A 15,815-nucleotide genomic window follows, 5' to 3' on the forward strand; every position below is an offset into this window, starting at 1 on the left:
CCGCCAGGCGTGAATTGACTTCAACGCCCGATGCGGACGCACCTTTCTGCTGCCGAACGAGCAAGCAGGCTACGAAGCCTGTGTTGCCGACCGGAGACCGCTCCTTGAGAGGCAAGCCGCGATCAGAGCTCGGTTAGAGGAACTGGGTATCTCCGTAGAAGGTGTGCTTCCACCTTCTCCGGATCCCGCCGGCGAACCGCCGGGCCGGGGATTACCCCCAGCAGGTATAACCCCGCCCGTCGAAGGCAACCTAACGGTTGGACAGCCCAGCCGTCCTAGCGAACAAGCTCGGGGAGGCTCAAGTCTGTGGGACGATCGGGGCGGAGAATGGCGGTTCGATCCTGGTAATGATAGATGGCACTACCCGCATTGGGATTATAATCCGCACGATACACCGAACTCTGGGTGGCAAAATATCTCCATCGGCGATTTTCAGACGCACAAATGATGAGGAAAGATGAGTATCTTTCGGGTTGAATTTGCGGAAGGGTTCGCATTAGGCAACGAGAACGTAGTACTTGCTGTTGCGGATCGCGATGGGCTTCGCGCCTTCCAGTCAGCGGTATTGACAGCAAGGATGCAAGGGCAAGCGCACTTCACCATCAACGGAATTAATCATCAGATAGTGCGGCAACCGGGCGCGGCCGAGGTGCAGCTCGGGTCAGGCGCTATTACATGGAAGTTCGACGATACGAAATTGGCAGAAATTGCTGCGAAAAACGTTTCCATGATCAACGCAAGCCACGCGGTGCATCACTATATAGACTATATCCATAGCCCGGCGTCAACACTCGTTATATCTGTTGATGAATACGTGTGACATTAGCGAGATTTTGCGGGCGTCGACCGGCGCAAGGGTGCCTGGCCAGGACCGTGACGCCTGAGCGCATCATCAGTGGCAGCGACGGGTCAGCGTGGTATACAACTGATCATTACCGAACATTCCATCGGATTCGATAGCAATGACACAGAACGTGAATTTAGAAGAATTCGTCTCACAAGCCGCTCACTATGGTCCGTGCGTAGGCGCATACCCGCAATTATCCTCACCGCTTGTCTCCCCAGACGGTGTCGAGGCGCGAATGGTCGATGGGGCGCGTGCCAAAACTCGGGCTGCCTTGTTTGATGTCTTTGCGGAGGTTTGGCACTTCCCGTCGTGGTTTGGCCGAAATATGGATGCCTTTGATGCTTTCATGCGCGACCTGGACACCATGGTCAATACCGCTACCGGAAGGCCCCCTGCTCGCGGTTACCTGACTGTGGTAACCGATGCACACTTGCTCCTAATCGACCAACCCGAAGCGTTTTCCTGGTTCGCCACATGCATGCCGTTCTACCGTGATTACTACCGTGACGAAGCCAGTCCAGCAGCAGCGTTCGGCCTCTTGCTCGCCGCTCCCGCTGATCAACTTGACGCGGTTCGTGAACGCTGGCTGACCGTCGGTATTGATGTCGCGACAGTAACCTTGTGAGACCGCTTGAATTCGCCGAAGGGTTCGCATTCGTAACGGGACGTAGTACTTGCGTATGCAAGGGCCTGCGCGCTTCGCTATCACCCGAATCGATCGTCAGATGGTGCGGCAACCGGGCGCAGCCGAGGTGCAGATCGGGCCGGCCGCAGTCGTATGGGAGTTCGACGATGCGAAATTGGCAGAAAGCCCGGCGTCAACACCCGTTATATGTGTTGATGAATACGCCGGTAAGCGACTCGGAACTACGCCGGTGATTGCCCGCGATTCGCAGTGATGACGTTGGCGACGCGGTCCAGTCCAGAGATGGACAACAGCGTTCTCACCGCACTGTCGTCTGCGATGACAATGGTGACTTGAGTGGTCGCCGCGGCATCAAATAGCGCACGAACGGTGCTGCTGTCGCAATAGGTCACCGCGGTGAGGTCGAGGGTGACGGCGTTGGCCGCAACCATCGCGCAGGCGATCACTTCTTGCAGTTCGCCGACGTTGGCCAAATCGATGTCGCCACAGGCGGTTACGACCGGCGCCCGGTCACCTTCACCAGGGGCGAAATGGAACTGCTGAGCGTTCATAGCTCGATACCGAGTTCTACGCTGGTGCCGTCGGCGCCGCAGCGCAGTTGCATGGTGTCCACTAGTGCTTCCATTACGTGCATCCCGTGTCCTCGGTTGGCGCTCGCCGCCGCTGGTCGCCATTGGCCAGTGTCGTCGATGGTCAGTGTGAGCTGGTTTGCCAAGATTTGCGCGGTTACCGTCAACTTGACCGGTAGGTCGCTTGGGCCGCCGGCGTGCTCGACTGCGTTGGACGTCGCCTCTCCCACCGCCAGCAACACTTTGTGTGCAATGGCGTGGTCGATCGCCGCGGTCGAGAGCCACCGGCGAAGTTGGGAACGTATGTCGGCCAGGCTTTTCGGCGCCGCGGGCAGCGTGAAGATCAGCGGCGCGGGCGGCTGGCGAAAGAGCAGCAAAGCGAGGTCGTCGTCGTAGCCGCCGCAGGGCGCCAGCTCAGATATGACCCTGTCGGCGATTGCCTCTGGGGGCTGCTCATGCATGAGTCGCACGACGGCCGCCGCACGCAGAATTCCCTGGGTAAGCGGCTCCCCGCGCCGTTCGATGAGTCCATCGGTATAGACCATCAGCGTCGCGCCCGGGGGTAACCGGGTTGTGGCCTGCGGCCGCGGCTGGTTCGTCGGATGAGTCGCCAGCGGGAGTTGCTGTGCCGCGTCGAGTAGGACGGGGCCGGTGGCATCGTCGACGATCGCGGCGGGAGGATGCCCTGCGCTGCTGTAATTCACAGTACAAGCCGCCGTATCGATCACGGCACAGAATACGGTCGTGCATCGGGCATCGGGAAGGGTCCGGGCGAAGTAGTCCAGCCCGTCGAGAGCACGTGCCGGATCGGCCGTTTGCAGCAGCAGCGCGCGTGCTGCCGATCGGAGCTGACCCATCACTGCCGCAGCCGACAAACCACGGCCGACGCAGTCTCCCACCACGATTCCAATGTGGGTGATGTCCAACGGGATCACGTCGTACCAGTCACCGCCTACCTCGAGCGGTTCAACCGCTGGTGTGTAGCGCACCGCGAAGCCATGCGGCAGATCCGTTGGACCCAGAATCGAATGCTGCAAGGTCAGGGCCACCGCTCGGGCTTGCTCAAGTTCGCGTGCGGTGGCCAGCGCCTGCGCCAGGTGGCTGGTCAATAATCCGAACAGCTCGCGGTTGTCTGTATCTCCTTGATAGACAGCCACTTCCATCGCTATTGCCGAAGCGACACCAGCCAGCGGCACGGAATACACGACGGTGTTGTCGTCGGCGCGACGCTCAGCGACCGAGCTGCTCAGATACCGCGATTCATCAAGCGCCGAACACAGCCGCTGCCACTGCTCGTACGAGATTTCGGTATCCGGCCACATGAACAACTGCGGCGTGGTTTCTCGTACCGGCCACAGCCCCGCAATGACTCGCGCGGCGCGAAATTCCTCCTGCAATTGCCGGGCGCCCGCCCGCAACAGCGCGGTGCTGGAACCGTGTGGTGTCAGTGCGCCGGCAAATCGCGCCAGGGTGGCGTCGCGCTGACGTGCGCGGTACTCGGCGGTGATATCACGCGCGGTACCGACATACCGGGGTTGCCGCGTGTGCGGTTCGCTAACCCGCGCTGTCGAGCAGGCAATCCACACCACTCGCCCGTCGGGCCGGTGCAGTGGGACCGTATAGTTGCCGCCACCTTCGGCGAGGTAGCGACGGTATGCCTCGCGGTGCACGGCCCAGCCCTCGGCATCGGTCCGGCGAGACGGGATCCAGGGTTGTGGCCAGGGATAGGGCAGCCCGTCTGCGGAGTAGCCGGTGAGGTCGCAGAATGCATGATTGGCCTCGGTGATCGTGCCCTTGTCGTCGGCGACGAAGAACCCCTCCTGCATCGAATCGATGAGCGCTCGTCGAAAGTCGGCTTCCCGGTTGCGAAACCGGCCCATCTCCAAATTGGATCGCACCCGTGCGACCAGCTCGATGGTCGAGAACGGCTTCACGAGATAGTCGTCGGCACCGGCATTCAAACCACCCACAGCCGCTTCTTGGCCTGCCCGGGCGGACAGGAATATCACTGGCACCGAGGCGGTACGCGAATCTGCGCGCAGCTCTGAAAGTAGTCCGAACCCATCGATTTTGGGCATCATGACGTCGGTCAGCACCAGATCGGGGTGTTCGGTGTGCGCTAACCGCAGGCCCTCGCGGCCATCCGTGGCCTCCAGCACACGCCAGTGCGGGCTCAACGCGTTCCGGATGAAGGCGCGCATGTCGGCGTTGTCCTCAACGATCAGGACACACGCGTCTTTGCTCGCCGAATCATCATCGCGCTCCGGACCGCCCTCACCCCCGGCAGCGTCTGACCATTGCAGTGCCTCATCGACATAGGCGGCGGCCCGGCCGGACCGGCGCTCACGCGGGGAACCGGTGGCGGCTTCAGCGCAACCGGATCGTTTCGGCAATTGGACGGTAAAGGTGGTACCGACATCTTTCTGCGATGTCACGAAGACTTCGCCGTCGTGCAGGCGAACCAGCTCGGCGACCAGCGCAAGCCCTATGCCAGCCCCTTCGTGGCTGCGTCCGTCGTGTCCGCGGACACGATGGAAACGCTCAAAAACCTTGGGCTGCTCGCTATCTGGGATCCCGATGCCGGTGTCACTGACCGATAGGGTCAGCCGGTCAGCCGTTTCGCCGAACTCGACGTCGATGTGCCCAGCCATGGTGTACTTGACCGCGTTGGACAACAGGTTGAGGACGATCTTTTCCCACATACCGATATCGACCAATACCGGTTGATTCAACAACGAGATGTCGGTGCCAAGCGCCAGTCCGGCGCGGCTGGCAGCCGGCTGGAACGACAGCACTAACTCCTGTGTGACGGCGCCGAGGTCGACTAGCTGCCATTCGGGCTGTCGGTGGCCGGCCTCGATTTGCGAGAAATCCAACAAGTCGTCGACGAGGCGGCGCAGGCGAGCTGCGTTTCGACTGACTATTTCGAACCGTTCGCGCTGCCTGGGACCAAGCGGCTCAGTCGCGTCGACAAGCCCGTCCTCGCTAGGCCCGGCGATCAAGGCCAACGGCGTCCGAAACTCGTGGCTCACGTTGGCGAAGAACTCACTTTTTGCGCGGTCAAGATCGGCCAGCGCCTGCGCGCGGCTCCGCTCGGCCTGGTAGGACACGATATCGCTGACAGCCCGGCTGATTTGAGCTGCTGTCAAGTCGAGGAAACCCCGGAACTGCTCGTCGAATTCACGGTAAACGGTGATGCCCAGCACCAGTACAGCTGCGGGCGCATTCTGCCCAGCGCTCTGCAAGGGCAACAACAACGCACTCGCGGGAGGCCAGTCCCCGACTGGGCTGGCCCCCGGCGCGATGGCCTGCGCGCATCGAGTCGATACCGACGCAATGGTCGGCGCCGAAATCGACCATAGACCGGGCCACAGGTCGGTTTCCGGTTCCAGCAGGGAGCGATCCGCCACTCCCATTGCCGCCGCCAACCCGCCTGGCCTCTCACCGGCGGAACGCCGGTACACCGCGGCGAAGGGAACGTCGGCTCGATTGCGCGACAACGCCGTCATCGCGGCTTCGTAGACGTCTTCAACGCTGGCGCTGCTACCGGCCGACGCCAGACCGGTGGCCTCGCCCAATGCAGTCAGCATGCTCAGTCGCCGCTCACTGAGCACCCGCTGCGTAGTCTCTGTCACGGCGGTGAAAACGCCACTGACGGAGCCCATCTCGTCATGGATCGCGCTGTAAGAGTAGGTGAAATAGGCTTCCTCGAGGTATCCGAAGCGCATCGCCGGCAGCAACTGATCATCAGACCAGGTGGCTTCGCCCGTGGCGAGCACACCTGCCAGCTGCGTGCCGATGATGTGCCACATCTCGGGCCAAACCTGCCGACCGATTTGTCCAAGAGCCGGATGCTTTTCGGGGCCGAGGATGGGGATCCACGCGTCGTTGTAGAGAAGCACCAACCCCGACCCCCACCAGATGACCATGGGATAGCGCGAACTCAGACAGATGCCTACCGCCGTGCGCAGACTTCGCGACCAGCTGTGCACCGGGCCTAAAGACGAAGCCGCCCAGTCGAATTCGGACATGCGAAGCGCCATCTCGCTGTCCCCGACGAACGGTGAAATTTCGGCTGCAGCGTCTGCCGTAATGGCGACCACCCTTTTCGTCCGCGCCGACCCGCCCACCAGGCACTTTCTGGAAGTGTAGCGCCGCGAATCAACCACGGTTTCTTGTTCAAGATGGCCTATGGGGCGGTGCCCCCACTACCACCGCAGGGTGGCCAGTTCGCCGTGCCGTGAGGGGTCGGCGGGGCGCAGGCGTCGTGGCACACTGCAGGCCCGTGGTGAGTTGCCGATCCTTACTGTGCCGTTACACTTCCCGAAATGCAATCTGGTCAGCTGCGCGTCGATATCCACCAGCTAAGGGCCACCGCCAACCAATGGCGTCAGTCAAGCGCTCGACTTGACATCGCGGCACCACCCCTACCGCGCCAGCCGCGTCAACCCACCGCGGCGGCGGTGAGCAGTGTGCACGCAGCGGTTGACCTGGCAGCAGGGGCGCTGACCATCCGGACGCAGGCGACTAGCAGCGCGGTAGACGCCGGGGCTGCGGGATACACCAACAACGAGACGACGGCCGCGGCCGCGATTGCCGCCGTGCGATCGCGGAGGGTCTAGGTGCTGCCGACCTTGTCGGAACTCCACACCTGGGACACCGAACATCTCATCGAGGCGGCTACCCGCTGGACCAAAACTGCCGATGAGTGGGAAGACGTGTTCCTCGAGGTGCGCACCCAATCCCACATTCTCACCTGGGAAGGCGTCGGTGGTGATCGGCTACGGCAACGAACCGCTGCCGACTTGGCGCTCGTGAGCGCCAAAGCCGAACAATTGCGCCAGGCCGCGGCCATTGCCCGTGACGGCGCCGGAGCTATTGGCGCCGCCCAGCGCCGGGTCATCTACCGCATCCAAGATGCTCATCACGCTGGCTTCGCCGTTGACGAAGACCTGTCGGTCACCGACACCCGAATTAGCCGCAGCACGGCCTTACTTAGCGCTCGCAAAGTCCAAGCCCAAGCGTTTGCCGGCGACATCCGCCAGCACGCAACACAATTCATCGGACTCGAACACGAAGTGGCCTCCAAGATCACCACCGCGACGGCCGGAATGGCATCCACCGCCTTCCGGGAGACACCACATAGCCACAAATCTCAAATTCAGGCGGTCTACCGCACCTGGAAACGAGACCCAGCACTACCGACGCCCGACAACCCAAAAGACATGACAGCAGCCCAGGCCCGCGCAGCCTGGGAGGCGGTAAACGCCGACATCGCTCAATTCAACGCCCGATGCGGACGCACCTTTCTGCTGCCGAACGAGCAAGCAGCCTACGAAACCTGTGTTGCCGACCGGGGACCGCTCCTCGAGAGGCAGGCCGCGATTAGAAACCGGCTGGCAGAACTGGACGTACCAGTCGGCGACGACGAGCCAACCCCTCCCACTACAGGAGAACCGCCAGTACCGCAAAATGTACTGGACACGATGAATCAGATAGATGCTGGAAAATGGCCAGGAGCGGCAAATGCGCCCGGCACTAAAGGTGGCAGCAATTTCGACAATGACAATCAGACCCTCCCGACCAGAGACGCGTCTGGAAACCCCATCACATACAAGGAGTGGGATGTCAACCCAAGACTACCGAACCACGATCGGGACACCGAGCGCATTGTGACCGGCAGCGACGGGTCAGCGTGGTACACAACCGATCACTACCGAACATTTCATCGGATTCGATAGCGGTGCACTGAACTGTGAACCTAAACGAGTTTTTGTTGGCGGCAGCCGCCCAAGGACCCTGTGTGGGTATTCAGGCCGAGATACCATCGACGTGGGCGGTCCCGCCTGATATCGAGGTACGGGCTATCGACGGTGCACGTGTCAATAGTGTAGATGCGCTATTCGACGCCTTCGCCGCCGCTTGGCACTTCCCGCCATGGTTTGGACGCAATAAGGATGCGTTCAATGACTTTATCCGCGATCTGGACAATATGCTTAATACAGCGACAGGCAAGCCCCCCGCCCGCGGCTATCTGAGCGTCATTACTGATGCACACTTATTCTTGGTTGACCAACCTGAGGATTTCTTTTGGTTCGCCAGTAAAATGCCGGTTTATCGAAACTATTATCGCGATGAGGCGAGGCCGCCAGCGGCCTTTGCCTTAATCCTCACAGCTCCTGCCGATCAACTTGACGCGGTTCGTGAACGCTGGCTGACCGTCGGTATTGATGTCGCGACAGTAACCTTGTAAGAGCCCGGCACCGTTGCAGTTCCGATAAAAGTCCCCAGCAAAGCTATCGCTATGGATCGATCCGGCGGCGAACTTCAAAATTGATCATTCACATGCCCGATTACCCGATTAACGAACTCTACGAGTTCACCCCGGACGTGGGGTTGACAATATCCTCGCGTCCAAATCCGTTGATTGAGCAGGGCGCCCTGAACGAAGCCGAATTTATCGATATGCGCCTTTCTCCGCAGCGTTCGCGCGCTGGCGTTATATTCGATATTCGCTGGTGCAATTTCAAAGGATCGAACACCGCACTTGTTGTGTTAACCGGCGTCGGGAAGGCCACCTGGTTAAACGACGCCAGTAGACGTTACCCGTGGTACTCAACGCGAGGCTATTGGACACCGACTGCGAGTGAATCTTCTCAGCCAATGATTCCGGACCATGAGGATATGTGGGCAAACGACGCTGATGAACTTGCAGCCGCTTATCTGACCACCGCGCCTCCTACGGAGAAAACTGCGGAGTACATCTTGCAGTTCGACTGGCTTTCCCTATCGGGATTAACCGCTCGAATCTACATTGGACATGTCGAAGGACTCGACGGCGCACCACCGAACATGACAGAATTATCCGATGCGGAAATAATTGCCGGCTTTCCGCGGTGGTCATCGGTCCTTCAGGTGCGTGACCATTACATGTACACCCCTAACGACGGACGGCCCAACCTTTACAAGGAGCGTCACGGGTGATTGGTCAGCCGTTGTTGCGGCGCCGCGATCAACGCAGTGTCTCCACGGACCTCGTCGGCCCGTTCCGATTTGCAAAAGACCGCCGCCGCTACGTAAGCGACCTAGATCCGAACCCGTCTCCACATAGCTGATCCGGGCCCGCGCATGTCGTCTGTGGCCCGCGGCACACAACGAAACACCAAGCGCTGCAAGGACTTTCATGCGGGCGGGACCCCTGAAGTAATAAGCGCCAACGCCACTGGACTTCAGCCGGCAACAAACGTTACGTTCGTGCAGTCTGAGCGAGGAGCCGTCATGGACACACACGAGATGCGGATCTCGAACGCGAAGGTCTTCGACAGCGTCCAGGCCCGGATCATCGGGCCGATGGACGTCACCGTTCGGGGCAATCTCATCGCATCGCTCACCCCGCCGGGGGCAAGTGACTTCACCGGGCCAACCATCGACGGCACCGGCAAGACGTTGATGCCGGGATTGATCGACGCCCACTGGCACGCCATGTTCACCACCATCCCCGCCCTCCTCGCACAGACCAGCGACATCGGCTACGTCTTCGCCCGCGCAATCGTCAGCGCCGGTGAAACGCTGTTGCGCGGCTTCACCACAGTGCGCGACCTCGGCGGCCCGGTATTCGGGATGAAGCAGGCCATCGACGAAGGCCTGGTCCCGGGCCCGCGCATTTACCCCGCGGGCGGCTTCATCTCCCAGACCGGCGGGCACGGCGACTTCCGGATGCCCAACGAGGTGCCGCGAGGTATCTGCGGCCACCTCAGCTACACCGAAATCATCGGTGCCGCGGTGATCGCCGACGGTGAGGCCGAGGTGCTGCGTGGTGCGCGGGAGATGCTGCGCCGCGGGGCATCACAGCTCAAGCTGATGGCCGGCGGCGGCGTGACCTCGAGCTATGACCCGCTCGACGTCTCCCAGTTCACCCTGGCCGAGATGCGCGCGGCCGTGGAGGCCGCCGAAAATTGGGGCACCTACGTCACGGTGCACGCATATACGCCGCGCGCGATCCGCACCGCGGTGGCCGCCGGTGTCCGGTGCATCGAGCACGGCCAGCTCATAGACGAAGACACCGCCGCACTGCTCGCGGAAAAAGACATCTGGTGGTCACTGCAACCGTTTCTGGGCGACGAGGACACCGTCCCGCTGCCGCCGGAGAACCAAGCCAAATTGCAGGAGATGACCGCCGGTACCGACGCCGCATACCGGCTCGCGATCAAGCATCAAGTCAAGATCGCATTCGGCACCGACATCTTGTTCGCCCCCGGCCTCGCCAGCAGGCAGGGCGCGATGCTGACCAAACTCACCCGCTGGTTCACACCGGCAGAAGTGTTGCAGCAAGCGACATTTCGCAACGCGGAGCTACTGGCCTTGTCCGGCCCACGCAACCCCTACCCCGGACGCTTGGGGGTGGTGGCCGAAGGAGCCTTGGCCGACCTGATCCTCGTCGACGGCGACCCGGTAGCCGACATCTCCCTCATCGCCCGACCTGACGAGGCCTTCGCCGCCATCATCAAGGACGGCCGCGTGGTGAAAGGCCTCGTCTGCTAGCGGCGCAGTGTCGAACAAGTTGACATAGCACTGTTCAAACCGCACACAGTTGCGCCAAAAGTGCACCACAGCAAGCTCTCTCACTTGAGATCGCTACAGGCGGCTTGTTCAATCTCGGGGGCCGGTCTTTCCGACAGTGTCGCGACCCCGAGCAAGGGCCTGGCGGAAGGGATTGAGCCGACGAATGGTCATAACCCGGTTCGAGATACGCCAGTTGGTGGTGCTCGGCATCCTGACCGTGGTCGCTTTGCTGGTGCTGGGCGTGTATTACCTAGAGATTCCAAGCATGTTCGGTGTCGATCGCTATCCACTCACCGCGCAGCTGCCCGTCTCGGGGGGCCTGTATCCCACGGCCAACGTCACCTACCGGGGCATCACGATCGGCAAAGTCACCGACGTCGAGCCGACGCCGGACGGCGTGCGGGTCACGATGAGCATCGACACGCGCTACCAGATCCCGATCGACGCAACAGCCAATGTGCACTCGGTGTCGGCGGTCGGTGAGCAATACCTGGACCTCGTTTCGACTGGTAATCCGGGCGGGTTCTTCCAGCCGGGGCAGACGATCACCAAAGCCACCGTGCCCAGCGAAATCGGGCCGGCCCTGGACAGCGCCAACCGGGGACTTGCGGCGTTGCCCACCGACAAGATCGGTTCGCTGCTCGATGAGACGGCGCAGTCGGTCGGGGGTTTGGGCCCGGCACTGCAACGACTGGTCGATTCGACCCAGGCAACCGCCCGCGATTTTCATGCGCAACTCAGCGACATCGACGACATCATCGCGCACTCGGGACCCATCCTGAACAGTCAGGTCGGCTCGGCGGCCGCCATCGAGCGATGGGCGCACAACCTCGACGTGCTGGCCGCACAGGCCGCGCAGCGCGACCACAACCTGAAAAGCGTTCTGTCCCAAGCTGCTCCAGCGGCCGATCAGGTGAAGTCCGTCTTCACCGACGTGGGCGACGCACTGCCACAGACCCTGGCGAACATCGAAGTGGTGCTGGACTTGTTCAAGCGCTATCACAAAGGCGTTGAGCAGTATCTGGTCTACATGCCGCAGGGCGCTTCGATCGACCAGACGATCGCCACGCCGTTTCCCGACCAAGCCGCACTCGACATCGCCCTGTCGATCAATCAGCCGCCGCCGTGTCTGAGTGGCTTCATTCCGCCATCGGAGTGGCGCTCGCCGGCGGACACCAGCGTGATTCCGGTGCCCAGCGGAAACTATTGCAAGATTCCGATGGACACCCCCGCCAACAATGTCCGCGGTTCGCGGAACATCCCCTGTGTCGACGTGCCGGGAAAGCGGGCGGCCAGCCCGCGCGAATGTCGCGATCCCAAACCCTACGTTCCCGCGGGCGCCAACCCCTGGTTCGGCGATCCGAACCAGATCCTCACCTGCCCCGCGCCGGGCGCGCGCTGCGATCAGCCGGTGAAGCCGGGTCAGGTGATCCCCGGCCCGTCGGTGAACAACGGCATGAACCCGGCGCCGGCCGACAGGCTGCCGCCGGGCGGCTCTCCCCCACCGCTGAGCAACCCGCTGCAACGACCCAATTCGGGCAGCGTCCAATGCAACGGACAACAACCCAACCCCTGTGTCTACACGCCGGGCGGGCTTGCCGCCGCCGTTTACCTTCCCCAGAGCGGGGAGCTCGTCGGACCCGACGGAGTGAAATATTCCGTCGACAACTCCGTCAAGACGGGAGACGACGGATGGAAGGAAATGCTGGGGGCAGCGGCGGGCGCTGACGCCAACTAACCGACTTCCACCCACCAATTAGGCAGTGTCGCAACAAAATTCAGTGCGGCGCGACCGTTAACCGCGCACGGCGGACACGAACAGAGTGCGCGGCGAGGTGTCCTCGATTCCGTCGGGTACCCCGCGTCCATAACGGGACATCAACACCGGCGAGGGTGTCACCGTCGCGGCCCAGCAGTGACGGCGCAACCAGTCGCCGACGTCTTCGCGTTCCTCGAGATACCACAGCTCGTCGGTGCGCGGCAGCTCCCGTTGCGGGGCCACCTTGGTCATCAGCGCGCGAACCCGTTCCATCCGCTCGCGCCGCTGCTCCCGGACGGCCTCATCCAGCCAGTCCGGTCCGTTGGCTTCCACGGCGACCCGGCTCCCGGGCGCACTTAGACTTTGAATGCGGTCGAACAGCAACTCCTGTGCCGCTGCGGGCAGATAAGGCAGCAGCCCCTCGACCGACCACGCGCTCGGTGCCGAAGCGTCAAATCCGGCCTGGCGCAACGCCTCCGGCCAATCGTGGCGCAGATCTACGGCAACGGCGACTCTGTTGCAGCTGGGCTCGGCCCCGCGCTCGGCCAGCGTCGACCACTTGAAGTCCAGCACCCTGGGCTGATCGAGCTCATAAACGGTGGTGCCGTCGGGCCACGGCAGCCGCCACGCCCGCGCGTCCAGGCCGGCGGCCAGGATCACCGCCTGGTGCACCCCGGCCCTTGCCGCATCGAGGAAGAAGGTGTCGAAAAACGCCGTCCTCGACGCGATATAACCGACCATCGACCGCATCTGCACCGGAAGCTGGGGTTCGGCGTCCAGAATCTCCTGCGGCAGGTCGGGAGCGGCCCACCAGCTCCATACCCCCTCGCCGGCTGCGTCCAGAAAAATCCGCGCGTACGGGTCGCTGACCAGCGGATTCTCACTCTCGGCTTCCGCGGCCCGGGCCGCGGCGACACCCAGGGCCGTCGCACCCACACTCTCGGTGATTTCCCAGCTGTCGTTATCGCTTCGCACCATAAACCGACCCTACGTGAGGCGGATGCGAGCAAATCCGGGTAAGACGCGGGTTAAGTTTGCGACATGCGAGTTGACGGGCGCGACATCACCGTTTCCGGAGACTTGCTGCAACCGCTGATGCGGCGCACCAACGACATCATCCGGCTCGTCCTGGCCTCGTTCTTCCTGGTGCTGGTCGTCACGAGTTCACTGATCACCCGGCCGCGCTGGGTGGCGCTGGAAAAGTCCGTCTCCCAGATCGTCGGGGTGCTCACGCCCACGCAGTCCGATCTGGTCTATCTGGCCTACGGCATCGCGATCCTGGCCCTGCCGTTCGTGATTCTGATCGGCCTGATCCTGTCCCGGCAATGGAAGCTGTTGGGCGCATATGCCGCCGCAGGGCTGACGGCCGTGCTGCTGCTGTCCATCAACAGCAACCGCATCGCCGCGCCGCGATGGCACTTCGACCTGTCCGACAAACTCACCACGCTGCCGGCCCAGTTCCTCGACGACCCGCGGTGGATCGCCATGCTGGCGGCGGTGCTGACCGTGTCGGGTCCGTGGCTGCCCGCACGCTGGCGACGCTGGTGGTGGGCGCTGCTACTGGCTTTCGTGCCGATCCATCTGGTCATCAGTGCCATCGTGCCGGCCCGCTCGTTGGTGGGTCTCGCGGTGGGCTGGCTGATCGGCGCCTTCGTGGTCCTGGTCGTCGGCACACCGGCGCTGGAAGTGCCGCTGGACGCCGCGGTCCGCGCCCTGGCCAGACGCGGATTCGTGGTGTCGATGCTGGCCGTGGTCCGGCCGGGCGGACCCGGGCCACTCGTATTGGCGGCCGTATCAACGGATTCCGAATCCAGAGCGGCCGTCGAGCTGTACGGCCCACACCAGCGCAGCGGCGGTGCGTTGCGCCAGCTCTGGTGGAAGCTGCGGCTGCGCGGCTCGGAAACCGCACCCTTGCAAACCTCGATGCGCCGCGCCGTAGAGCATCGCGCCCTGATGACCATCGCGATCGGCGACGCGGGCGTGGCCAACACGTCCTCGATCGCCTTCGCCGCGCTCGACCGGGGCTGGACGCTGTACGCGCACAAGCCCGTTCGCGGTGTTCCCCTGGACGAATGCGCAAGCAAGACACCGGTCACCAAGGTCTGGGAATCGCTGCAGACCCTGCACGAACATCAGATCTCGCACGGCAACCTGCGCAGCCACGACATCACGGTCGCCGACGGGACCGTGCTTTTCGGCGGCTTCGGCAATGCCGAATACGGCGCCACCGACGCCCAGCTGCAATCCGACATCGCCCAATTGCTGGTCACCACAACCGCCCTGTACGACGCCGAATCCGCGGTGGGCGCAGCGATCGAGGTGTTCGGCAAAGACGCCATCCTGACCGCCTCCCGTCGGCTCACCAAATCTGCTGTGCCCAAACGTATTCGCGCATCGGTCGCCAATGCGCCAGACGTCATCGCCGCCGCGCGTGCGGAGGTGAAGCGCCAAACCGGCGCCGACGAGATCGAGACCCAGACGATCACCCGGTTCAGCCGTAGCCAGGTCGTTCAACTGGTGCTGATCGGCGCACTGGTCTATGTCGCGTACCCCTTCATCAGCACGGTGCCGACGTTCTTCTCCGAACTGCGCACTGCGAACTGGTGGTGGGCGCTGCTGGGTCTGACGGTGTCGGTGCTGACGTATATCGGTGCGGCAGCGGCGTTATGGGCTTGCGCCGACGGGCTGGTGAGCTTCTGGAAGCTGTCGCTCATGCAGGTGGCCAATACCTTCGCGGCAACGACCACCCCGGCGGGCGTCGGCGGTCTGGCACTCAGCACGCGCTTCCTGCAGAAGGCCGGACTGAGCCCGTTGCGGGCCACTGCGGCGGTGGCGCTGCAGCAAACCGTGCAGGTGATCGTCCACCTCGCACTGCTGATTTTCTTCAGCGCGGTTGCCGGAACATCGACCGACCTGTCGCACTTCGTTCCGAATGCCACGGTGCTGTATTTGATCGCGGGAGCCGCGCTGGGCATCGTCGGCACCGTCTTGCTGGTGCCCAATCTGCGGCGCTGGCTTGCCACGGCGGTGCGGCCCAGGCTCAAGGAGGTAACCAGCGACCTCATCGAGCTTGCCCGCGAACCCAAACGACTCGCACTGATCCTGCTCGGTTGCGCCGGAACAACTCTCGGCGCAGCGCTGGCGCTGTGGGCCAGCATCGAGGCGTTCGGCGGGGGCACCACCTTCGTCACCGTCACCGTGGTGACCATGGTCGGCGGAACCCTGGCCTCGGCGGCCCCTACCCCCGGCGGGGTGGGTGCGGTCGAGGCGGCGCTGATCGGTGGGCTGGCCGCCTTCGGTGTGCCCGCTGCCATCGGCGTCCCGTCGGTGCTGCTGTATCGGGTGCTCACCTGCTGGCTGCCGGTCTTCGCCGGCTGGCAGGTCATGCGCTGGCTCACCAAGCGCGAGATGATCTGACGGCAGCCGGCCGAA

General features: G+C 62.9%; 12 protein-coding genes and 1 pseudogene. 10 read left to right on the plus strand and 3 right to left on the minus strand.

The window, feature by feature from the left end; translation table 11 throughout:
- Positions 1-19 precede the first annotated feature (19 nt).
- From BST12_RS34600 to BST12_RS09735, 3 genes and pseudogenes are all read left to right on the plus strand, one after another.
- Positions 20-448 (plus strand): annotated as a pseudogene (locus tag BST12_RS34600) (hypothetical protein); the annotation flags it as partial.
- Between the two features lie 9 nt (positions 449-457).
- Positions 458-820: a hypothetical protein gene (locus tag BST12_RS32840; protein WP_083112900.1), complete on the plus strand. Its 363-nt coding sequence runs from the start codon at positions 458-460 to the stop codon at positions 818-820.
- Positions 821-962: 142 nt separating this feature from the next.
- Positions 963-1,472 carry a barstar family protein gene (locus BST12_RS09735; protein WP_083112901.1) on the plus strand — a complete coding sequence of 170 codons (510 nt, stop codon included), beginning with the start codon at positions 963-965 and terminating at the stop codon, positions 1,470-1,472.
- Between the two features lie 242 nt (positions 1,473-1,714).
- Here BST12_RS09735 and BST12_RS09740 read toward each other — a convergent pair whose 3' ends face one another.
- Complete coding sequence (locus tag BST12_RS09740) at positions 1,715-2,044, minus strand: STAS domain-containing protein (RefSeq protein ID WP_083112902.1); 330 nt, start codon at positions 2,042-2,044, stop codon at positions 1,715-1,717.
- A complete protein-coding gene (locus BST12_RS09745; RefSeq protein WP_170062088.1) occupies positions 2,041-6,093 on the minus strand; it encodes a SpoIIE family protein phosphatase in 4,053 nt (1,350 codons plus the stop codon). Before BST12_RS09745 ends, BST12_RS09740 begins: the two co-directional genes overlap by 4 nt.
- Positions 6,094-6,390: 297 nt before the next feature.
- On the opposite strand from BST12_RS09745, the gene BST12_RS09750 reads away from it, so the two are divergent.
- The 6 genes from BST12_RS09750 (at position 6,391) to BST12_RS09775 (ending at position 12,362) form a co-directional block, all read left to right on the plus strand.
- Positions 6,391-6,684, plus strand: coding sequence for a hypothetical protein (locus tag BST12_RS09750; protein ID WP_083112904.1), 294 nt, complete (start codon positions 6,391-6,393; stop codon positions 6,682-6,684).
- Positions 6,685-7,803 carry a ribonuclease domain-containing protein gene (locus BST12_RS34605; protein ID WP_372510998.1) on the plus strand — a complete coding sequence of 373 codons (1,119 nt, stop codon included), beginning with the start codon at positions 6,685-6,687 and terminating at the stop codon, positions 7,801-7,803. It abuts the gene before it with no gap.
- A gap of 62 nt (positions 7,804-7,865) precedes the next feature.
- Entirely contained in the window at positions 7,866-8,315 is a 450-nt protein-coding gene (locus BST12_RS09760; protein WP_170062089.1) for a barstar family protein, read from the plus strand.
- A gap of 80 nt (positions 8,316-8,395) precedes the next feature.
- On the plus strand, positions 8,396-9,046 hold the full coding sequence (locus BST12_RS30720) for a hypothetical protein (RefSeq protein WP_139801576.1): 651 nt from the start codon (positions 8,396-8,398) through the stop codon (positions 9,044-9,046).
- 294 nt (positions 9,047-9,340) lie between these two features.
- The gene (locus tag BST12_RS09770; RefSeq protein WP_083112907.1) at positions 9,341-10,603 is read left to right on the plus strand and encodes a metal-dependent hydrolase family protein; all 1,263 of its coding nucleotides are present in this window, start codon (positions 9,341-9,343) and stop codon (positions 10,601-10,603) included.
- 184 nt (positions 10,604-10,787) lie between these two features.
- A complete protein-coding gene (locus BST12_RS09775) occupies positions 10,788-12,362 on the plus strand; it encodes an MCE family protein (RefSeq protein ID WP_083112908.1) in 1,575 nt (524 codons plus the stop codon).
- Between the two features lie 57 nt (positions 12,363-12,419).
- Here BST12_RS09775 and BST12_RS09780 read toward each other — a convergent pair whose 3' ends face one another.
- Positions 12,420-13,361 (minus strand): SAM-dependent methyltransferase, encoded by a 942-nt coding sequence (locus tag BST12_RS09780; RefSeq protein ID WP_083112909.1) that lies wholly within the window; start codon positions 13,359-13,361, stop codon positions 12,420-12,422.
- A 63-nt stretch (positions 13,362-13,424) separates the two neighbouring features.
- On the opposite strand from BST12_RS09780, the gene BST12_RS09785 reads away from it, so the two are divergent.
- Positions 13,425-15,800, plus strand: coding sequence for a lysylphosphatidylglycerol synthase transmembrane domain-containing protein (locus BST12_RS09785; protein WP_083112910.1), 2,376 nt, complete (start codon positions 13,425-13,427; stop codon positions 15,798-15,800).
- The last annotated feature ends 15 nt before the right edge of the window (positions 15,801-15,815 follow it).

The sequence above is a fragment of the Mycobacterium angelicum genome (genome assembly GCF_002086155.1).
In the GTDB taxonomy this organism is placed as follows: Bacteria; Actinomycetota; Actinomycetes; order Mycobacteriales; family Mycobacteriaceae; genus Mycobacterium; species Mycobacterium angelicum.